20 protein-coding genes are annotated in these 19,170 nt (G+C 51.7%); 6 read left to right on the top strand and 14 right to left on the bottom strand.

Features of this window, described 5'->3' with window-relative positions:
* Window positions 1–374: 374 nt before the first annotated feature.
* Window positions 375–1,571 (top strand): metallophosphoesterase, encoded by a 1,197-nt coding sequence (locus Q8O92_06650; protein MDP2982988.1) that lies wholly within the window; start codon window positions 375–377, stop codon window positions 1,569–1,571.
* A 74-nt stretch (window positions 1,572–1,645) separates the two neighbouring features.
* On the opposite strand, the gene groL is transcribed toward Q8O92_06650, so the two are convergent.
* From groL to Q8O92_06710, 12 genes are all read right to left on the bottom strand, one after another.
* A complete protein-coding gene (groL, locus tag Q8O92_06655; protein ID MDP2982989.1) occupies window positions 1,646–3,274 on the bottom strand; it encodes a chaperonin GroEL in 1,629 nt (542 codons plus the stop codon).
* Window positions 3,275–3,309: 35 nt separating this feature from the next.
* Window positions 3,310–3,600: a co-chaperone GroES gene (gene groES, locus Q8O92_06660; protein ID MDP2982990.1), complete on the bottom strand. Its 291-nt coding sequence runs from the start codon at window positions 3,598–3,600 to the stop codon at window positions 3,310–3,312.
* A gap of 288 nt (window positions 3,601–3,888) precedes the next feature.
* Window positions 3,889–5,070 (bottom strand): M20/M25/M40 family metallo-hydrolase, encoded by a 1,182-nt coding sequence (locus tag Q8O92_06665; protein ID MDP2982991.1) that lies wholly within the window; start codon window positions 5,068–5,070, stop codon window positions 3,889–3,891.
* The gene (locus Q8O92_06670; protein ID MDP2982992.1) at window positions 5,067–5,276 is read right to left on the bottom strand and encodes a hypothetical protein; all 210 of its coding nucleotides are present in this window, start codon (window positions 5,274–5,276) and stop codon (window positions 5,067–5,069) included. Before Q8O92_06670 ends, Q8O92_06665 begins: the two co-directional genes overlap by 4 nt.
* Before the next feature lie 271 nt (window positions 5,277–5,547).
* Window positions 5,548–5,862 (bottom strand): L-rhamnose mutarotase, encoded by a 315-nt coding sequence (rhaM, locus tag Q8O92_06675; GenBank protein ID MDP2982993.1) that lies wholly within the window; start codon window positions 5,860–5,862, stop codon window positions 5,548–5,550.
* 243 nt (window positions 5,863–6,105) lie between these two features.
* Window positions 6,106–7,275 (bottom strand): uroporphyrinogen decarboxylase family protein, encoded by a 1,170-nt coding sequence (locus Q8O92_06680; protein ID MDP2982994.1) that lies wholly within the window; start codon window positions 7,273–7,275, stop codon window positions 6,106–6,108.
* Between the two features lie 78 nt (window positions 7,276–7,353).
* Window positions 7,354–8,607 carry a hypothetical protein gene (locus Q8O92_06685; GenBank protein ID MDP2982995.1) on the bottom strand — a complete coding sequence of 418 codons (1,254 nt, stop codon included), beginning with the start codon at window positions 8,605–8,607 and terminating at the stop codon, window positions 7,354–7,356.
* 269 nt (window positions 8,608–8,876) lie between these two features.
* Window positions 8,877–10,538: a hypothetical protein gene (locus tag Q8O92_06690; protein MDP2982996.1), complete on the bottom strand. Its 1,662-nt coding sequence runs from the start codon at window positions 10,536–10,538 to the stop codon at window positions 8,877–8,879.
* Window positions 10,539–10,586: 48 nt separating this feature from the next.
* Entirely contained in the window at window positions 10,587–10,799 is a 213-nt protein-coding gene (locus tag Q8O92_06695) for an alpha-L-rhamnosidase C-terminal domain-containing protein (GenBank protein ID MDP2982997.1), read from the bottom strand.
* A 14-nt stretch (window positions 10,800–10,813) separates the two neighbouring features.
* Window positions 10,814–13,546 carry a family 78 glycoside hydrolase catalytic domain gene (locus Q8O92_06700; protein ID MDP2982998.1) on the bottom strand — a complete coding sequence of 911 codons (2,733 nt, stop codon included), beginning with the start codon at window positions 13,544–13,546 and terminating at the stop codon, window positions 10,814–10,816.
* A gap of 225 nt (window positions 13,547–13,771) precedes the next feature.
* Window positions 13,772–13,942 (bottom strand): hypothetical protein, encoded by a 171-nt coding sequence (locus tag Q8O92_06705; protein MDP2982999.1) that lies wholly within the window; start codon window positions 13,940–13,942, stop codon window positions 13,772–13,774.
* A 1-nt stretch (window position 13,943) separates the two neighbouring features.
* Window positions 13,944–15,335, bottom strand: coding sequence for a hypothetical protein (locus Q8O92_06710; GenBank protein MDP2983000.1), 1,392 nt, complete (start codon window positions 15,333–15,335; stop codon window positions 13,944–13,946).
* Between the two features lie 786 nt (window positions 15,336–16,121).
* Here Q8O92_06710 and Q8O92_06715 point away from each other — a divergent pair.
* The 5 genes from Q8O92_06715 to Q8O92_06735 all read left to right on the top strand — a co-directional run bounded on the left by Q8O92_06715 (window position 16,122) and on the right by Q8O92_06735 (window position 18,067).
* Entirely contained in the window at window positions 16,122–16,931 is an 810-nt protein-coding gene (locus Q8O92_06715; protein ID MDP2983001.1) for a hypothetical protein, read from the top strand.
* Window positions 16,932–17,044: 113 nt separating this feature from the next.
* Window positions 17,045–17,191 (top strand): hypothetical protein, encoded by a 147-nt coding sequence (locus tag Q8O92_06720; GenBank protein ID MDP2983002.1) that lies wholly within the window; start codon window positions 17,045–17,047, stop codon window positions 17,189–17,191.
* A gap of 72 nt (window positions 17,192–17,263) precedes the next feature.
* Window positions 17,264–17,536 carry a type II toxin-antitoxin system HicA family toxin gene (locus Q8O92_06725; protein ID MDP2983003.1) on the top strand — a complete coding sequence of 91 codons (273 nt, stop codon included), beginning with the start codon at window positions 17,264–17,266 and terminating at the stop codon, window positions 17,534–17,536.
* Window positions 17,520–17,732 carry a type II toxin-antitoxin system HicB family antitoxin gene (locus Q8O92_06730; GenBank protein MDP2983004.1) on the top strand — a complete coding sequence of 71 codons (213 nt, stop codon included), beginning with the start codon at window positions 17,520–17,522 and terminating at the stop codon, window positions 17,730–17,732. Before Q8O92_06725 ends, Q8O92_06730 begins: the two co-directional genes overlap by 17 nt.
* A gap of 77 nt (window positions 17,733–17,809) precedes the next feature.
* Window positions 17,810–18,067 carry a hypothetical protein gene (locus tag Q8O92_06735; protein ID MDP2983005.1) on the top strand — a complete coding sequence of 86 codons (258 nt, stop codon included), beginning with the start codon at window positions 17,810–17,812 and terminating at the stop codon, window positions 18,065–18,067.
* Window positions 18,068–18,213: 146 nt separating this feature from the next.
* On the opposite strand, the gene Q8O92_06740 is transcribed toward Q8O92_06735, so the two are convergent.
* Together Q8O92_06740 and Q8O92_06745 are read right to left on the bottom strand one after the other, a co-directional pair.
* Window positions 18,214–18,636, bottom strand: a complete 423-nt coding sequence (locus Q8O92_06740; protein ID MDP2983006.1) for a HEPN domain-containing protein — start codon at window positions 18,634–18,636, stop codon at window positions 18,214–18,216.
* Window positions 18,623–18,955 (bottom strand): nucleotidyltransferase domain-containing protein, encoded by a 333-nt coding sequence (locus Q8O92_06745; protein ID MDP2983007.1) that lies wholly within the window; start codon window positions 18,953–18,955, stop codon window positions 18,623–18,625. The genes Q8O92_06740 and Q8O92_06745 overlap by 14 nt, the downstream gene beginning before the upstream one ends.
* Between the last annotated feature and the right edge of the window lie 215 nt (window positions 18,956–19,170).

Raw genomic sequence — 19,170 nt, forward strand, 5'->3', positions numbered from 1 at the left:
GTATTAAAATACCTTAAATCATCTCACTGTCAAGTGTTTTCATTCCATTTCTTATCCTTCTCGGATAGTAGAGTCTTTTGCAAAAGTCGATATTTGAAGCAGCCCCCTTTCTGTCCTTCGGACATCCTTCCCCCGTTTCGGGGGCAGGAAAATATGCCAGCGGTGCAGCAGAATACCTTTGCCTGGCCAAGAAAGGTTGGTAAGCAGAAACTTCCCTTGCCCCCGGAACGGGGGAAAGGGATAGGGTTAGGGGGTTTCAACTTTTGCAAAAGCCTCTATTTTATACGGGATTTTTTGATATTAATTTTGTATATTGATAATTATCAATTAGTTTTACTTCACTTTTTATTGATTTCGAATGCTGAGGATCCCCTATGAGTTTCCTGATCATCGGACTTGCTGTTCTTTCATTTGTCTACGGATATATCGGATTACGGATTCTGGTTCCATCCCCGTTCAGCACAATCACTCAGGTCATCCTGTGGGCTGTGCTGGCGACCTTCCTGCTCATGCCTCCGGTTTCTCTTGTGTTCCGGTTTACAGGATTCAAGCCTTTCTGGAGCGATGCGTTTGCCTGGGCAGCCTATATAGGTCTCGGATTCTTCAGTCTTGTCTTTGCTTTCCTTGTGGCCAGGGATCTGCTCCTTTTAGTCACGGTTTCGGCGGATTACTCATTCTCTTTCATCAAAACCTTAATGGGAAACAGCGGAGCATCATCACTTTTTTTAAGTCCCGTGCGCCGTCATTTCCTGGTGAATGTCACGAATCTGGGGATACTCGGCATCACCGCACTCTTGTGCATGTATGGATTTTACGAGGCTCGCCGCACCCCCCGTATCGTTCAAATTTCTGTTCCGGTGAAAGACCTTCCGTCCGATCTGGAAGGATTCCGCATTGCGCAGATCACCGATCTGCATGTCGGTCCGACAGTCAAAGGGGGCTTCGTGCAATCTGTTGTCGACCGGGTAAAAAGCCTCCATCCGGATGCCATCGCAGTGACCGGCGATGTAGTGGACGGCTCGGTGCCGGAAATAGGGAAGGATGTGGCCCCTCTGGGGGAACTCTCCGCCCCTTTCGGGAAGTATTTCATAACCGGCAACCATGAATACTACTCCGGCGTCGAACCCTGGATAGAGGAAATGAAGCGGCTCGGATTCATCGTTCTTCTCAATGAACACCGGGTTATAAAGCGCGGCGACGGCAGTATCCTGCTGGCCGGAGTGACCGATTACAGCGCCGGAAGAATTCACGGGAATCATGCGTCAAGCCCGGAAGCGGCCATCTCGGGCGCGCCTCCCTGCGATGTAAAAATTATCCTTGCACACCAGCCGAGCAGTATCTTCGCCTCCTCGCGGGCCGGTTTCGATCTGCAGATCACCGGTCATACCCACGGGGGACAGTATTTTCCCTTAAAATACCTGGTGGGTTTACATGAACCTTATGTCTCCGGCTGGCGCCTTCACGACAAAACTTTCATCTATGTGTCCCGCGGCGCCGGATACTGGGGCCCTCCCCTGCGCATAGGGGTTCCGTCCGAGATAACGGTATTTACCCTGAATCGCGCCAGATGAAACAACCTTCTCTATCCTAAAAAAACACCCACGCCTTTGAAAGCATGGGTGTTTTGTTAAGACAGCGCTGTTGATCAATACATATCATCCATGCCGTGGCCGTGCCCGCCGGCAGGCATCGGCGCTTTTTTCTCCGGCAGCTCGCTGACCACCGCTTCGGTGGTGAGGAGCATTGATGAGATAGAAGCAGCATTCTCCAGGGCGATACGAACCACCTTGGTCGGATCGATGACACCGGCCTTGATGAGGTCTTCGTATTGTTCGGTTGCAGCATTGAATCCCTCATTTTCGGGTAGCTCGAGGATTTTCATCACTACAATCGAGCCTTCGATGCCGGTATTGTTGGCGATCTGTTTGGCCGGTTCACGAAGCGCCTTCTTCACGATCTCGACGCCGACCGCTTCATCTCCGGAAGCTTTCACCTTTGAAACCGCTTCAATGGACCTGAGCAGCGCCACTCCGCCGCCGACCACGATGCCTTCCTCGACCGCAGCACGGGTGGCGTGGAGAGCATCCTCGAAACGGGCCTTCTTCTCCTTCATCTCTGTCTCGGTCGTGGCGCCGACTTTGATTACCGCCACACCGCCGGAGAGCTTGGCCAGACGTTCCTGGAGTTTCTCACGGTCGTAATCGGAGGTAGTCTCCTCGACTTGGTTGCGGAGCTGGGCTATTCTGCCCTGGATTTCCTTGGTTTTGCCGCCGCCTTTGACTATTGTGGTGTTGTCCTTGTCGATAACCACCCTGCCTGCTTTGCCCATATCGGAGATAGTGACATTTTCAAGTTTGAAACCGATCTCTTCAGAGATGACCTTGCCGCCGGTAAGAGTGGCGATATCCTCGAGCATCGCTTTGCGGCGGTCGCCGTAGCCGGGGGCTTTGACGGCCACTGCTTTGAGTACTCCGCGAAGCTTGTTGACCACCAGAGTCGCCAGCGCTTCACCCTCGATATCCTCGGCGATGATCAGGAGCTCCTTTCCCATCTGGCTGATCTTTTCAAGGATCGGAAGAATGTCCTTCATCCCCGAAATCTTCTTGTCGTGGATCAGCACGAGCGGCTCTTCAAGAACTGCTTCCATGGTGTCCGGATTGGTTACAAAATACGGGGAGATATAGCCGCGGTCGAACTGCATTCCCTCCACCACTTCGAGGGTGGTTTCGATACTTTTGGCTTCCTCGATGGTTATAACGCCGTCTTTCCCCACCTTATCCATTGCATCGGAAATTAAATCCCCGATAGAGGAATCGTTATTGGCGGAAATGGTGCCGACCTGGGCGATTTCATTTTTCCCGGACACCGGCCGGGAGATTTTTCTCAGATGCGCCACAGCGGCGGCAACCGCACGGTCGATGCCTTTTTTCAGCTCCATCGGATTCGAACCGGCGGTGACATTTTTCAATCCCTCGGCAAAAATCGCCTGGGCAAGAACGGTTGCGGTGGTGGTGCCGTCGCCGGCGACATCGGATGTTTTTGTTGCGACCTGCTTGAGCATCTGTGCGCCGACATTTTCGTATTTATCTTCCAACTCGATTTCTTTTGCCACACTGACACCGTCCTTGGTGACTGTGGGAGCGCCGAATTTTTTCTCCAGAAGAACATTCCGTCCTTTCGGCCCAAGAGTGACCTTAACCGCATTGGCCATTTTATCAACGCCGGCTTTAAGTTTGGAGCGGGCGTCTGCATCATATCGAATTTCTTTTGCCATATTCTTCAATCCTCCGAGCAGCGAATGGTTTACGATTATTCTAAAACGGCGAGAATGTCAGTTTCGGACATGATAAGGTAATTCTTGCCCTCGTATTTTAGCTCCGTTCCTCCGTATTTGGAGTACAGAACCTTATCTCCGGTTTTGACATTCATGGCAATGACCTTGCCGTTTTCATCAATCCGTCCGGGTCCGACTGCAACGATTTCACCTTCCTGAGGTTTTTCTTTTGCTGTATCCGGGATGATGATACCGCCCGAAGTTTTGTTTTCGAGATCTTCTTTCGGCGCGATGATCACTCTGTCTGCCAAAGGTCTGATATTCAATGGTGCTCCTCCTGTAACAGCGGGTTAAAGTATATTGGAAACATAGCGGATACTGCATCTTCGTTTTTCATTTCTCCTGCCTGGTAACCTTGACAAAATTCTTCAGGAAACAATTCTCATGGTTGCAAAATATATGCCGCACTAATATATATTTATGTAACATATTGGTAATAATAAATTTCAAATTTTATTGAAGGAGCAGGTATTCGACTTTCCATGTCAGGGACTGCCATTAAGGCATATATGGCAGAATGTGGCAAATCGACCTGCCACCATTCTGGATGCTTTTTACATCCCGGCCATAAGCGTGGTATAGATTCGGGCGGCTTTGAATATCTGATCCAATTCCACCCACTCGTCCGCGGTGTGCGCCTGGGCGATATTTCCCGGGCCGCACAGCACTGAGGGAATTCCCATCTCGATCATTACCATGGAAAAAGCCACTCCCGGACAGCCGCCGATCACCGCCTCTTTTCCGGTCGCTTTGCGAAAGGCTTCGGCCACCAGCAGGGTGAGAGGATGGTCTGAGGCGATGAATTCGGCTTTCAGTTTTCCGGACTTGTCGCGCCAACCTTTCGGTTCATCCGCCTCACTGACATCCATGCCAAACTCCCTTCGCATCCGTTCCATAAACACGTCAACCTGTCCCTGGACGAGTTCCGGAGGCGTTTCCGGGATAAGGCGCGAATCGAGGCAGACAATGCAGCGATCCGGAACAGCAGCCAGGTACAGACCGCCTTCGATTTTTTCAAAATTGCACGTGGAATTCCCGAAGATGGGATTGGAGACCTTGAGATAGGGAAGGTTGACGAATTCGGTGATGAACCGTGCGGCGTGGATGATTGCATTCACTCCCTTATCGGCTATCCCGGAATGAGCAGAGCGCCCTTTGAACTCGAAGCAGGTTGCGAAGCATCCCCGGTTGCCGATCTGCACTTCCAGTCCGGTGCCTTCGGCGGATATCATGCCTTCATACCCGCCGAGAAGGCCCTGGTCGCGCGCCCAATAATAGCCTGCGGCGCCGCCCCACTCCTCTTCGATATCGCTGAAAAAGGATATGCCGCCACGGGGTTTTATTCCCGCGCGAACAAGGGCTTTATAAGCGCAGAGAACCGCCGCCAGCCCGCCTTTCATGTCGCAGGTTCCCCGGCCGTACATCCTGCCTTCCACGATATTACCGGCAAATGGATCCACAGTCATTCCTTCCACCGGTTTGACATCCTGGTGGCCATTGAATAAAAAGCGGCCTTTCCCGCTAACCGCGCCGTAATCCGCAAAAAAGTTCGCCCGCTCAGCATCGTAGGGGTAAACACGAATAGGGATACCCAGGTCCCTGAACCAGCGTTCGTAGAAATCCACCATTCCTCTTCCCTCATGGTGAGTCAGGGAAGGTATGGCTACCAGGTCACGGGTCACCTGGATCAGTTCGTCGTCATCGATAAAGCGAAGCGCAGCCTTAATGTCAGTCACATCATTACCCTAATGTCTTTTCCTGTTGGATTCTGGATTCTATAAAAATATAGTGAGTTTTCAGCCGAAAAGAAAGTCTCTGGCCATCCCCATTTTTTATTCGGCGATAGACATGCCATATCACTTATCTTCTCTTTAAACAAAATCCCCCCGCCGCATAAGGCGGCGACCCCCTTATTAAGGGGGTAAAAGCTGCCTGCCAACATGATTCCCCCCTTAGTAAGGAGGGATGTCCGAAGGACAGGGGGGATTCGTCCTTCAAGAGGACTTGGACCCAAGAATATTTTCATAAATATATTCTCGTGGAACGATAAGCATCATTAAGAGTTACAAAAAATTGATTCAAATATCTGGGGGATGGCCGAAAAGAAAGTCTGAACAATGATTTTCAGGATTCAAGGATTACCATGATAAATCATACAAAATCAGGCCGATCATGAAATCATGCGAACCATGGTTCATACTTTCTCCCCGCCATCAATCCATGTGGAAAACTTCTTTGAGCGGAATGCAGACAGGGGAATGATCAGGATTGGTATCCATGATGTCGGCCATGTAATCCCACCATCTCCGCATGATCGGCAAACCGGACAGCTTGGCGGAAGTATTATCCGGGGATAGTTTCTGTACGGCGAAAAGAGTCAGGGTTTTTTCATCGAGAAAAATGGAGTAGTCTGAAATCCCTGCCCGGTTAAGCGCCTGGAAGAGCTCCGGCCATATCTTGTCATGACGGCGCCTGTACTCTTTCTCGTACCCCGGTTTCAATCTCATGGTGAATGCCGAGCGTTTCATTTACTTTCCTCCCAATTTTTTCTTTGCGAACTTTGCGAGAAACTATTTTGACATGATTTACAAGATTTTACAAGATTTAAATTCTTCATTTTTTCCTTTAATCCTGTGAATCCTGTGAATCCTGTCTAAATTTTCAAATATTTTCTTTTTGACATGATTGACAAGATTTTACAAGATTTTATGGCTGATTTTTCTAATCATGTGAATCTTGTGAATCCTGTCTAAATTTTCTTTTTCTTTGTTTTATTCATAAAACCCGAATTCATACGCTGCATCAAAAAGCGCCACTATGTTCTCCGGTGGAATACCATACTGTATATTATGGACGCTGTTGAAAACATAACCGCCGCCGGATTTAAACTGATTAATGTTTTTTCGGACCTCTTCACGGACAACATCCGGACCGACGAATGGAAGAACATGCTGTGAATCGACGCCGCCGCCCCAGAAAACGAGCCGATCTCCGAATTCCTTTTTCAGGTTCGCCGGATTCATGTTCACCAGTCCTATCTGCACCGGATTGAGAATATCCGCGCCGTTATCCAGAAGGTCGGGAATGTACTCATAGCAGCTCCCGCAGGTGTGGTACCATACCTTGGCCGATGTGAGGGATTTGATGTGCTGGACAAGCTTCTTCTGACGGGGTTTGACAATCGCCCGGTAAAACTTCGGGGAGAAGAGCGGCCCGCTCTGACCGGCCAGATCGTCTCCGATCATGACGACATCCACCAGATCGCCGACCCGGGCGAGGAAACCGGTATAGAAATCGAGCCAGAACTGAAGGGTTCGATCCATCACCGCCTCACAGAACGCGGGATTCTCGATGGTGTCGATAAACCACTGCTCCAGCCCACGCATATACCAGCAGATTTCATACACCACCCCGCCGATGCAGGTGCAGAGGGCTTTCGAAGATGTGGCGCGCATTCTGAGGGCTTCTTCCCGTACTCCGGTGAAACGGCTCCGGTCGCCGCCTTCAGGGAAGGGATAGCGCTCAACATCCCTGACAGTCGCTCCGGCCAGCGGATGATGAGAAATATCCATGTAGAGCTGCTGGTCATCCGGCATGGACCAGACCACGCCGAACTCGTCACGGAGGTCATGCCAGAGCCGTCCCTTACGGTAATTCTGCTCGATTGCGCCTCGAAAACTGTCAGGAGCATGGGCGCCGATATACCGGGTGTCCACGTGAAACCGGTTTAGTATCTCCTCACAGGGTTTCGCAAGCTGCTGAACCGGGTCGAGAATGGTCACAGTGTCCGTGATTCCCAGATATTCCAGCAACTCCTCATAAGCTCTTTTATGAATACCGGTCTGGAACCCGCCCAAGTCGATGGGAATCCGGTCGGGGATTTCGTGAAGGAGAGCGGCCTGCACCCTCTCACGTGAAGTCATCGTTTCGATATGTTCCATGGATTCTTTTCTCCTCAATCACACGAATCAGTGGTTCAGACTATTTTTATCCTGACTATCCGCGGTTCGGACATTCTTTCACACTCTCTCCCGCTCAATTATTTCCTGGTATCCGCACTCTTGGTAAGCGGTCAAAGGTACAGGATGCAGCCCTTTTCTCCGGTAAGATTCCATGACAACCGGGGTGGTGTCGGCATGGAGGAGCGCTTTTTCCAGTTCCATATTGGCGCCGATCAAGTCACGCAAATGTTGTTTTAGTTCTAAAGTAGAATAATCCACCAGAGCAGCCTTGGCCACCGACCGCTTGAGCGCATCAACCGATTTTAAAACCGAGGGAATCCGCTGCTCCGCCCGCGCCATCTGGTCAAGGGCAAAGCTCCAGTTTTTGGAAGGGTCATGGTTGAACACCACATCCCCTTGCAGAAGCTCGTGGAAAATGCAGGCCATCTGGTAATCTGCCTGTACCGAATGGTCGTCGTCGGCGGCATAGCGGGCGTTGAAGTGAAATCCTCCCCGTATCCCGAAGGCTATCAGAGTGCCCACAATCTGCTCGATATTGACGCCGTGATGGTGATGTCCCAGGTCCACCAGCACACCGCCGCGGTCGCCGAGCAGCCGCGCCAGCTCTCCTGCGGTTCCCCAGTCCGGAATCGTGGTGCTGTAAGTGCCCGGCTCGAACACCTTGTATTCGAAAAGCACCCGGTCCAGCTTTTCCCACTGCGCGGGAGAAACTATCCCTCTGAATTCAAGGACGCAGTCTTTCAGAAACGTGATTTTTTCCTGTAACTGACGCTGCCCCGGGTAATTGGTGCCGTCCGGAAACCAAAGGGTGAGAATGCCGTTCCCCAGTTCGGCGGCGATATTCGCTCCCAGAACGGTCTGCTCGACATACCGTTTTCTCATAACGGGATTCTGCGCGGAAAAGCTGCCATCCTCCGATCCGGCCAGGAAATAGGTGGGGCTGATGGAACCCATGGAGACCCCATGCGCCTCCAGCTCCCCTTTTACACGGCGGGCGGTTTCCCAATCTCCTTCTCTACCGTCGCGTGAGAGGAACCAGAGAATGTGCTGCCCGACAGCCGGAGTCGAGCGGGTCAGGGAGTGGATAAGGCCGATATCTTCGGCGATCTCCAGGGTGTTTCGTGCGGCGCCGCCGCTCCCTCCGCCCTCGAATCTTCCCCCGCCGCCGAAGCCGTTCCATACCTGCCAGCCTGGGACTTCCACAACAAATTTTCCGGTATAGTCAATCGCCCGCTCAACCGCTTCTTCGTCGAAGGAGGATTTGAGGTAGTCGAGGCCTTTTTGGATAAGGGCATCGAGATTATGAGGCATTATTTATTCCTTTCAATAAACAAATTATTATTCGTGCAATTTTACATGACGACATATTTTATTTCGTTTCTTCTCAAAATAGATGCCGAAACAAGTTCGGCATGACACGTGTCATCCTGAACTCGTTTCAGGATCTATACTCTCAAAACATGCGCAATTATTTATGTCGTCATGTATAGTTATGACACAATATATTACTCACACCTCTACCATTCTCTTATAGACAATGCCAACCAATGAACCTAAAATAACCGTTATCTCCCTTTCAATCACTTCACTTCCATTTGACTCGTCCACTTTTCGCGATACCGATACAACTTCTGTGCTGAATCTCCCGTAAAAGGGTTTACCTGCCGGTACTTTATATCGAACCCTGCGGTATCTACCTGATACGGATGAATTTCCATCAAGGCCGCCTTTCCGGCAATGGCCGCGCCGAGAGCGGTTGTTTCGGTGACCGGATTCCCGTTCCTGTCCGAAAGAGCGTAGACTGTATGGCCGGTGAATGTCGCAAGAAGCTTCCCGTAAAGAGGGTCTTTCGCACCGCCGGCCGTTATGACCAGAGGCGCGCTCCTTTCGGCTGAGATCGCCTCGACCTGGATTGCCGCAGTGAGGGCTGTGGTCAGGGTGGTCGCCAGGTATGAAGCTCCGTGAACGCCGAACAGGAATTCCTCGTTGATGATCCGCCCCTTCAGTTCCGGGAAGGGGCCGGTTCCGTGGTTGACCGGGCTGATATTGGGCAGGACGAAACAGTCGGCGGCCTCTGCCATACGTAAAAGGAGGCGCTCCCAGGGCTGGCTGAGCTTGTCGAAGCCAGCCCCGATCGAGAATATTTTCCCCCTCGATTCAGTCAACTTTTTCATGTGACGGAAATCATTCCCGCCGCCGTAACGGGCGGTGACCACCGGTTCGCCGTCCACTGTGCCCTGTACGAGAAGGTCGCGCCGCCAGCCGTCCGCAGGCAGGCTGAGCTTGTCGCACTTCGACAAGCTCAGTGCTCGGCCGCTGGCTGAGCCTGTCGAAGCCAGCTTGTCGAAGCCGCCGATCCGGGCGATCATGGTCCAGGTTCCCGCCTCCACCTGGATGACCGAATTTCCTGCAGCCTCCGGGAAAGACTGGTAAAAGGTGGAAATGACCGGGATATGGGAAAGACTGGTGTCATGTCCCCCGGGAATGACTGTAACCGGGCAGGAGAGGCCGAATACGGCAGCCTGTCCGGAGGGCATGAAAGCGAGCGGCCGATATACTACCGCTGTCTCACGGGGTATCAGGCGGCTGAATGATGACAGCTTGACAGCCAGGCTGCTCGGTGCGCCGGGGCGCTCGCGGATGTTCCGTGCGCCGGAATGGCACATCCAGTAGCTGTGTTCGTTGCCTGCCTTTTTCACCGCGTACAGGTAGTTCTCGCCGATAAAGTGCCCGGACATCAGGGCGCCGTAGGTTCCGAATCCCGCTGTTTTTTTCAGAAGTTCCGGGCGTTCCATCTCCTCGAAGAGGAGCCGCTTAATAAGGGTGAGGCTCCCCGGAAAGTCGCGAATGGAGCCGGTTTCGAGAAAGAATTCTTCGGCGCTTCCGGCCAGTTCGCAGAACCGGTCTTCAACCGCATCGGGGTATCTCTGCGTGTAAGACAGTGTCAAGCCCTCGCCCGGCGCTTCTACCAGCGTATTGTCGTACCCGACCAGCCCGCCGGACGCTCCCCTGGCCGCCGGTGCGATGACCGCGCAATTTTTCATCTTTTCGGGCAGGGACCTTATGGTGGCATCGAACCAGGCGAACTCCTCCCCGGTGGCGTTATAGGCTAAATTATCCACCTGACGGACCGGTGTGGCTGCGCCCTGCGAATAGACGCTCTCGAGGGTCTCGAAATCGAACACCTCGAGTTTGATATTGGAGGCGCCGTCTACCGGCACGATGATGGTTTTGAGGGGCATGAGCGTGGTTCCTTACATGCATCAGTGGTTCAGACAATCTTTTGATTTTTACTTTTTTACTCTACTCACAAACCGGTAAATACCAGATCCCACCGTATAAACGGCATACTCCCCTTCGTATTTTACGAACGTGACCCCCGGGGCTTTTTCCGCCGGCTGCCCTCCCTCTGTCACAGCGGCGCCTTCATCGGCTGGAACATAAACTGAGGCGGTGGTATTGGCGGGGATGGTAATTTCCAGAGTAAATTGAGCCTTTTGCAAAAGTCGTGTTGTACTTAAAAAGAAAACGAGTTTTTTAACAACAGCCCCCTATCCCTCAATCTCTTTTCCCCTGTAGGGGGGCAAGGGAAGTCGTTGCTCAGCAGTCTGTTCCTGCCCCCTCCGGGAGAAGGATGTCCGAAGGACAGGAGGAGGGCTGTGTCAAACAATCTCGACTTTTGCAAAAGGCTCAATTGATTGAGTGATTTTGTCCAGGAACTTTGAATCAGTCCATGTATGGATTGGTATCTGGCCCGGGCATAGGTCAGTCCGCCTCCCGGAACGGGGCGGATGATGATGTGTTTGAAGCCGGGTTTTTCCGGGTCTAGGTCAATTCCGGCGACAGAGGAGTACAACCATTCACCCACCGATCCGAGAGAGTAGTGGTTGAATGAATTCATCCCCGGGTCCTGGAATCCCTTATCCTCCGTCCAGCCGTCCCAGCGCTCCCAGATGGTGGTGGCGCCCTGCTTTATAGAATAACCCCAGGAGGGAAATGTGTCGTTGTTCAGAAGACGGTAAGCCACATCGGGGTATCCCATCCGAGTCAGCACCGGAGCGAGATGCCGCACACCGATGAATCCGGTGGAAAGATGCCAGCCCTTGCTGCGGATGTCTTCCACCAGATACTGCGCCGCCTTTACCCGAAGCTCTTCCGGCAGAAGGTCCATGTAGAGCGCCAGGAGATACCCGGTCTGGGTTTCACCTCTGATACGGCCTTCGGGGGACAGGTATTCCTTCTGGAATGCCGCCCTGATCTTCCGGAACAGGTCTTCATACCGGGCCGCATCGGAATCATTGTCGATGACGCGCGCCATCCTTGACATGAGACGGGCGTCATAGGCCCAGTAGGCGGTAGCCAGAAGGTCTTTCGGGGTATTGGCTTTTATGGAAAGCCAGTCGCCGTAATTGTTGTTGAGCAGGTTCTTGCGGAGGTAATTGGGATTTCCGCCCTGGAGGTAGTCCATCCATCTCGCCATGGAGCGATAATGGTCTCCGATAATCTTTTTATCGCCGTACACCTGGTAGAATGTCCAGGGAACGATGATACCGGCGTCTCCCCAACCGGGGGCGCCGTCGCCTCCGAGGCCTTTGATGAACGGGCAGGTGTCTGTGAATGCGCCCTGCGGGGTCTGTTCATCCGCCACATCCTGCATCCACTTGGTGATGAAGGCGGCTGCATCGGCGTTATAAGTGGCGGTGCGGATGAATATCTGGGCGTCGCCCATCCAGCCCTGTCGTTCGTCACGCTGCGGGCAGTCGGTCGGGATGCTGATGAAATTGCTCATCTGGCCCCAGAGGATGTTGCTCACAAGCTTGTTTACCATGGGATTTGAGCAATCGAAGGTTCCGATTTGCGGTGTTGTGGAGGTGATGACGCACCCGGTGAGGGCATCGAGCGCCGGTTTTCCCGGATAACCGGTAATCTCCACATACCGGAAGCCGTGGAAGGTGAAATGCGGCTCGTACATTTCCTGGCCGCCGCCGCGCAGGGTGTACCGGTCGATGGATCTGGCCCTCCGCAGGTTGGCGGTGTACAGGGAGCCGTCGGGATTGAGCATCTCGGCGAAACGCATAGTGACCGTTGTTCCCGACGGCCCCATCACCTTTAGCCTGGCCCAGCCGGCGAAATTCTGCCCCATGTCGAAGACAAATTCACCGGGCTTCGGTTCGGTCATTTTGACCGGCCGGAGTTCTTTGACAACCTGGACCGGCTCGGCATGCTGGGCTACCAGCGGGGCATCAGTTTTATCCATTACCGAGGCGTTTTCCCATACGGAATCATCAAACGCCGGACCGTCCCAGCCGGGAATTTCTTTCCTGGCGTCATAGGTTTCGCCAAGGAGCATGTCGGAATCGAGAATGGGGCCGAGAGAGCATTTCCAGGACGCATCGGTTGCCACCGTTTGTTCGGAGCCATCGGATAACTCCAGGCGCAGTTCAGCCAGAAGGCCGTTCTGAACGCCGTAGTAATTTCTTATCATGATCCCCCCGATATACCCGCTGTACCAGCCGTCGCCCACTATGGCGCCGATAGCGTTTTTCCCGGGACGGAGCATTCCGGTGATATCGTAGGCGCGGTACTGGATGCGTTTGGAGTAGTCAGTGTATTCTGGGGCGAGCATGTCTTTTCCCACCCGTTTCCCATTGATATGAGCTTCAAACATTCCCCGGGCGGAGATATACAGCATGGCACGGCGCACAGATTTCTTCCCTGTATCGAACGTTTTCCGGAAATACGGCGCCGGAGGGCCAGGTTTGGCGGTTTCCCCTTTTTTGGGGGGATCGGTCGGCTTCTGTATCTTAGATATCCATTGTGCATGCCAGTCCGAAGGTAAAAGAAGCCCCATACTCCAGAAAGCCGGCATGCTGTAAGGGGAAGGAATCCCGTTTTTGTCCCAGGCGCGGATTTTCCAGAAACAGGCCATACCGCTTTTGAGCGGCTTGCCCGCATAAGGAACAAGAGTTGATTGGTCAGAGGAAACCTTTCCGCTGTCCCAGAGATCGCCGGAGTTCTTGTCCAGATTTTTCCGGTCCGAAGCAACCAGAATCTGGTAAGCGGTCTGAATCTCTCCGCGCTCCGACGATCCAAGAATCCAGCTCAACCGCGGGTTGGAGGCGTCGATTCCAAGGGGATTTGTCAGGTATTCGCACCGGAGGTCGGCGGATTTGATTGCGCCATATCCCTGGCAGGCAGCGGTATAAAAGAATGTGAGGAGAAGTGCAGGGAAAACAACATGTCTTGTCATGGTATTCATCCTCAAAAAGTGTATGTAATAGATGCCAAAACAGGATAGTATGACGTCAGTAAATATCATTGTTTAACGCCGAATCAATAGATGCCGAAACGGTTTTATCGTTCCCGCGAAGCGGCAACAAGTTCGGCATGACATGTTCATTTTGGGCAAAATCATAGGGCAGGCACGGGGACCTGCCCCTACAATGTGCTCCAATTCTGTCTTCTGTCTTCTATCTTAATTCTTTTTCCCCATCCAGAACGGCGCGGTGACAAACCACATCACCATTCCGGCAAACATCAGATTGGCGTGGGTATTCCAGCTCACAGCACCATAAAATACAAAAAACGCCGGGATGACAGTCAAAGCCAGCCCCAGGAAAGAAAGTACGATCAGAACTTTTTTCATATTATGCCTCCGATGCCGGAATGACGGTGCTTTTCTTTTGGACAGCCAAACTCAGAAGGGTGTAGAGTATCACTGCGATGAACCATCCCGGCAGTCCCTTGAAGAAGATCTCGACGGGAAGAAAAAAGACAACCAGGAGTGAAATGCCCCAGGCAGCCGCCGCCGGCCAACTGAACAGGAGGCCGGTCAACTCTGCATAGTTCCGCTTCAACCCAAGTTTCGGAAGAATCCAGTAATCCGCGAAAACTACCGCGCCCATGGGCATGAGCAGGAGGCCGTAGAGAGCCACGAAATCGAGCAGCCGCATGACCAGCGCCGGGAACAGGGCGGCAGTTGTAGTAACCATCCCGGCGGCAAGAGTGACTTTCCAGCGTTTCCAGTTGGGTGTTGCCACCTGCAGGGCGAGACCGGCGCGGTAGAGTGTCGGATTCGCAGTTGTCCAACTGGCCAGCACCACACAAACCACCCCGGCTGCACCCGCACCCATCCAGGCGATGGGACCGGGCGCCACCGAGCCAAGCGCCGCGGCGCAGAGGATCCCCGAAGCGATCCAGGCGGTATAGTGGCCGAGGAACATGCCGAAAGCGCTCGCGAAACCATACTGCCATTTTTTTGCATACCGCAGGACGGAGAGATCGGACATCCCGATATGCATTGCCATGTTGCAGAACCAGGCGAAGAACATCACATGCCAGAAGGTGAATTTCGACTGCCCGGCAAGAGGCACCCCGGTCCAGATTTTCTCGTTCGCCACCCGCCAGAAATCACCGAACGATGTGCAGCCCAGGGTCGGGAGCACTGCTAAAGCGGCTGCCACGAACACTAGGAACATCCAGGGCGAGCATACCGACCCGAAATGGGCCAGCTTTTCAAATCCGAGTATGGCAAGAAGGGTAAAAAGCGCTCCGAGAATGAAGATAATCACTACCCAGCTCACGCTGGCCGGGTAAAGGTCGGTAAGCTGCGGCATAGGCATGTGGAAAGGCAGTCCTATCGCGGTCGCCGCTACCGAGATCATCGCTCCTGCAAGAAAACAGAACATGAGCGCGTTCACAATGCTGTAGACGAACGTCAGGTACGGCCCGGTTATTTTCCGTAAGAGCCAGTAGAGGGTGAGCCGCGTCCTGACCGCGATGGGCGCGCAGAGAAACGCCCAACTCAAAACGGCGAGGATGTTCCCCACCAGGAGTCCCAGGAAAAGGTCGATCGCAGCGACCCCGTGGGCGACAAACAGCGGGCCGATGATAAATTCCGTTCCGGCGACATGTTCCCCCGCATACATCCCGATGAAGCTTCCGGCCCCCTGGAGCTTGGCCTCGGTGACCGGCTCACGGTCGAATTCGTAGAGGGCGTCGAGACGTTCGGTGACTGTGGTTTTTTCAGGTGCGGACATATACTCCCCTTGGAAAAAAGATCCCCCTGTCGCCAAAAGCAGCGACATCCCCCTTGTCGAAGGGGGATAAAAGAAAAAAAATAGATGCCGAAACGGTATCATCGTTCCCGCGAAGAGGCAACAAGTTCGGCATGACATGTTCTGCCATTACTCAATTAATGATGGTACGGCAAAAAGTCACAGTGAATGTTATTTTCAGAATGACAAGACAGTATTATATGTTTTATTGTGCATACTATACTATTGAAAACTCACCCCCTGACCCCCTCTCTTGAAAATAGAGGGGGAGAACCATCTGCTTCTTAAAATACGTATTATCAACAAAATAACTAACTCAAAGTCGTACCCCCTCTCTTATTAAGAGAGGGGATCAAGGGGTGAGTTATCTCCAAAAAATGAGATTGTATAGTGTTCTAATGTCTTGATGAATATTTTCTGAATTCTTTTTTGCCGTATCATCAATTAATGATAGCTTAAAATCCAAAGGGAAAGAAAATATGATTCGGGGGAAAAGACAAGTTTTTATTTTCGCGGATTTCATTCTCGACGCCCCCCGGTCGCCGGAATGTGCGGAATGGGGCACTGGGTAAACCGTATGTTTTTGCTTGACATGGGGAGGAATTACTGTATATTCCACCGAACACATGCTGATGCTTATCGAACGGGAGGCGCACCCTTGTACCGTCAGGAGTTCGCAGTCCGGTAGATGGGTTTTAAGGCAACCCGAGGAGGTTGTTAGATAGGGCTAAACGTAACTCCGAGACATTGGACTGTAAAGGAGGGAGTATGCTACCGAATATAGATCGCTATAAGAAGGACATTGACTCTCTACTTGCCATGGGCGAGCAACTACATCTCGCCATGCAGCGAGAGTGTTTTCCTGAGGGGCTCGAGAGCGCCGTTAAAAAGAATTTCGGCGACAAGGCGAAGGACATCCTCAAAGGCCTTCCCTCGTTTACAGAGACTTATCAGTCGTGGTACTCGGAGGCGAAGGTGCTGGTCAGGCAAATGCTGCCCGACCGTCTTTCAGACTTCGTTCGCCACTACGAGAAACCTAAGCCGCGCAAGGACATCACGTACGAGAATTACAGAATCGAGGACTACCTTCAAGGACTAAACGTTACTCGCGGATGGGAGAAAGTGAAGGTCGTTGGACCCGACGCCGCTATTCCGCACTTCCGCCAGCAGCTAGCCATCCTGAAGTCAGTGAAAGTACGCTTTGAGAGCTCTCTATTCGACATCCGTCAGCTGGTTCAAGCCGATCTTTTCGACTCAGAACTGGATGCAGCGAGAGAACTTGCAAAGCACAAGTTTACGCGAGCCGCGGGTGCCTTGGCCGGAGTGGTTCTAGAGCGGCACCTGGCACAGGTGTGCGACAACCACGGCATAAAGGTTACGAAAAAGGCGCCTGGCATCGCTGATCTGAATAACGCTCTCAAGGATTCGGATGTTATCGATGTCCCTCAGTGGCGCTTTTTACAGCATTTGGCAGACATCCGTAACTTATGCGACCACAATAAGAAGTCAGAGCCTACTGCGGAGCAAGTTGATGACCTAGTGGCTGGTATAATGAAGGTCACAAAGACACTTTTCTAACCATATCATGCGCCACAACTGGACGACGATATCTTACAACCGGCTGTATGCAAAGCGGCTGACCGTACACCTCAGCCGTAGTGTTAGCCCTTGAATGCCAATCTGGTGAAGAATTGTCAAAACGTCTTACCGATACCCATCCGAAAGCAGGGGAATTTCAGATTTCTCTGATTCGCCGCGCCAGTGTAGCTGAAAGGTTTTCGCTGACACGCTCGCTGTCCCGGACGGCCGCGGCGCTGCCGGGTGGCTGCAGCCGGTGAGCGCCATCCGTTAGGCATTTATGAAATTACTTCTTGACATGAGCTGATTGTCATACAAAACGAGAAAATAAAATGGGTAAATATGAAAAGCTATTGATAAAAATCTTACGAGGGACATATGATGCCAATATTTCTTTTTCAAACATATGCCAGTTATTGAGAAAGTTTGGATTTGATGAACGAACTCAAGGTGACCATCATATTTTCACCAAGGATGGCGCTGAAGAAATACTGAACTTGCAATCCAAAGAATCAAAAGCTAAGTTATATCAGGTAAAGCAAGTTCGTAATTTCATACTTAAATATAAATTGAAATTGGAGGAAAAAGATGATGAGCAGATATGAAATAATCGTTTATTGGAGCGAGGAAGACAAGGCATTTATTGCTGAAGTCCCTGAATTGCCTGGATGTATGGCAGATGGAGAGACATATCAAAAAGCCATTTCAAACGCTGAAGTTATTATCCAGGAGTGGATTGAAACTGCCAAGGAATTAGGTCGTGCAATTCCTCAACCCAAAGGACGATTGATGTATGCCTAACAAGTCATTGCAGCGGACGGCGAAAACGCCACCGCTGATTTAGGTCATTGAGACTTTTAACTACTACATGTTGAATAATGTCAAAACTGCTTACCGATACTCATCCGAAGGCAGAGGAATTCCAGATTTCTCTGCTTCGCCGCGCCAGCGTAGCTGAAAGGCTTTCGCTGACACGCTCGCTGTCCCGGACGGTTATTCAGCTTTCCCGGCGGGCAATAGCACGGGCCAATCCGGGGTTAAGCAAACAGGAGCGGGATATCGCTTTTGTGGTGTATCACTATGGAAACGATCTGGCTGAGCGTCTGCGTAAGTATTTAAACCGGAAGGTATTATGAGAGAGCCTGATTTGTTGGCTACTATTGGGCCGGTAGCTGAAGCTTTTGAAAAGTTAAAAGCGCTTTACTAAATCGGTGATATTTGCGGAGAATGAAGGCGAACCCCTTTTATACATTTGCAAGGACAGAGTCAAAAACCAAGACCTTTATAATTGTTTTGGTTTATCAATCTCAGGGGGCAAAATTTCACGAACCGCGTTACGAATCCGTTCCGCAAGAGCCACTGCTTTCCTGGCGTCTTCCAATGAAATCTCCTCGGAAGCCGGATATCGGGTATCGACAGCATAGGCGGTCATTGTGCGCATCTCGGAGGTTGTCATGGGAAACCGGTCACTATCGGGAATGAGACTCAGTATTTGCTCTATGTCATGAGTTTTGGGAACGGGGATTTGGTTTAAGACCAAAACGGATTTCAGATATTTCTCTATACATTGTTGCGCATGAAAGCAGACAATATCGGTTGTAGCAACAACGCCCAATGAGAGCATGTGAACTGCCGCTTGCATATCTTGTTCAGCCTTTTTGACCCATTCCCTGACAACTCGAAGCACCTGTTCACGGCTTGGCATACAGTATCACTCCATCGTGACTTGCCGGATACTCGATTGTACCGGTTACGTCTTTCCGCCACTCATACTCTTCAGAGGTGCTGACAATAATGTCCTTTGCCACGGGAATATCGTGGAGAAGACTTCCAATTTCAATAGCTTTCTCGCGTTTGGAGCCTTTCATATCAATCACGACCAGGATATCCACATCGCTGTCCGAACCGGCATCGCCTCTGGCATGGGAGCCGAAAAGGATTATCCGTTCCGGCTGGAACCGTTCGATGATTCTGTCCTTAATGGTTTGAATCATTTCCTGAATGTCATTATGCGATACTAACATTGTTGTAGCCTTTGCGGTGATGAGGATTATGATTATGAAAATAACTCTTTCCGCCGCCGAATGCAACAGAGTGTATCAAGCTTCCGGCTTGGAACATCACGTGGAGTCCTCTTTTATTCTATTCGAGAAAGGCTTACCTTTGCGACTTTGCGTCTCTGCGAGATATAATCTTTATTCTCTCTTCTGTCTTCTTCCTCTGCGTCTCTGCGAGAAAT

Source organism: Candidatus Latescibacter sp., from assembly GCA_030692375.1.
GTDB lineage: Bacteria > Latescibacterota > Latescibacteria > Latescibacterales > Latescibacteraceae > JAUYCD01.

Bases quoted from the DNA above. Each gene is read 5' to 3' on its own strand.
- Q8O92_06650 (MDP2982988.1), top strand. From the start codon at position 375: ATGAGTTTCCTGATCATCGGACTTGCTGTTCTTTCATTTGTCTACGGA.
- groL (MDP2982989.1), bottom strand. From the start codon at position 3,274: ATGGCAAAAGAAATTCGATATGATGCAGACGCCCGCTCCAAACTTAAA.
- Q8O92_06670 (MDP2982992.1), bottom strand. From the start codon at position 5,276: ATGTTGGCAGGCAGCTTTTACCCCCTTAATAAGGGGGTCGCCGCCTTA.
- rhaM (MDP2982993.1), bottom strand. From the start codon at position 5,862: ATGAAACGCTCGGCATTCACCATGAGATTGAAACCGGGGTACGAGAAA.
- Q8O92_06680 (MDP2982994.1), bottom strand. From the start codon at position 7,275: ATGGAACATATCGAAACGATGACTTCACGTGAGAGGGTGCAGGCCGCT.
- Q8O92_06685 (MDP2982995.1), bottom strand. From the start codon at position 8,607: ATGCCTCATAATCTCGATGCCCTTATCCAAAAAGGCCTCGACTACCTC.
- Q8O92_06690 (MDP2982996.1), bottom strand. From the start codon at position 10,538: ATGCCCCTCAAAACCATCATCGTGCCGGTAGACGGCGCCTCCAATATC.
- Q8O92_06700 (MDP2982998.1), bottom strand. From the start codon at position 13,546: ATGACAAGACATGTTGTTTTCCCTGCACTTCTCCTCACATTCTTTTAT.
- Q8O92_06705 (MDP2982999.1), bottom strand. From the start codon at position 13,942: ATGAAAAAAGTTCTGATCGTACTTTCTTTCCTGGGGCTGGCTTTGACT.
- Q8O92_06710 (MDP2983000.1), bottom strand. From the start codon at position 15,335: ATGTCCGCACCTGAAAAAACCACAGTCACCGAACGTCTCGACGCCCTC.
- Q8O92_06715 (MDP2983001.1), top strand. From the start codon at position 16,122: ATGCTACCGAATATAGATCGCTATAAGAAGGACATTGACTCTCTACTT.
- Q8O92_06725 (MDP2983003.1), top strand. From the start codon at position 17,264: ATGGGTAAATATGAAAAGCTATTGATAAAAATCTTACGAGGGACATAT.
- Q8O92_06730 (MDP2983004.1), top strand. From the start codon at position 17,520: ATGATGAGCAGATATGAAATAATCGTTTATTGGAGCGAGGAAGACAAG.
- Q8O92_06735 (MDP2983005.1), top strand. From the start codon at position 17,810: ATGTCAAAACTGCTTACCGATACTCATCCGAAGGCAGAGGAATTCCAG.
- Q8O92_06740 (MDP2983006.1), bottom strand. From the start codon at position 18,636: ATGCCAAGCCGTGAACAGGTGCTTCGAGTTGTCAGGGAATGGGTCAAA.
- Q8O92_06745 (MDP2983007.1), bottom strand. From the start codon at position 18,955: ATGTTAGTATCGCATAATGACATTCAGGAAATGATTCAAACCATTAAG.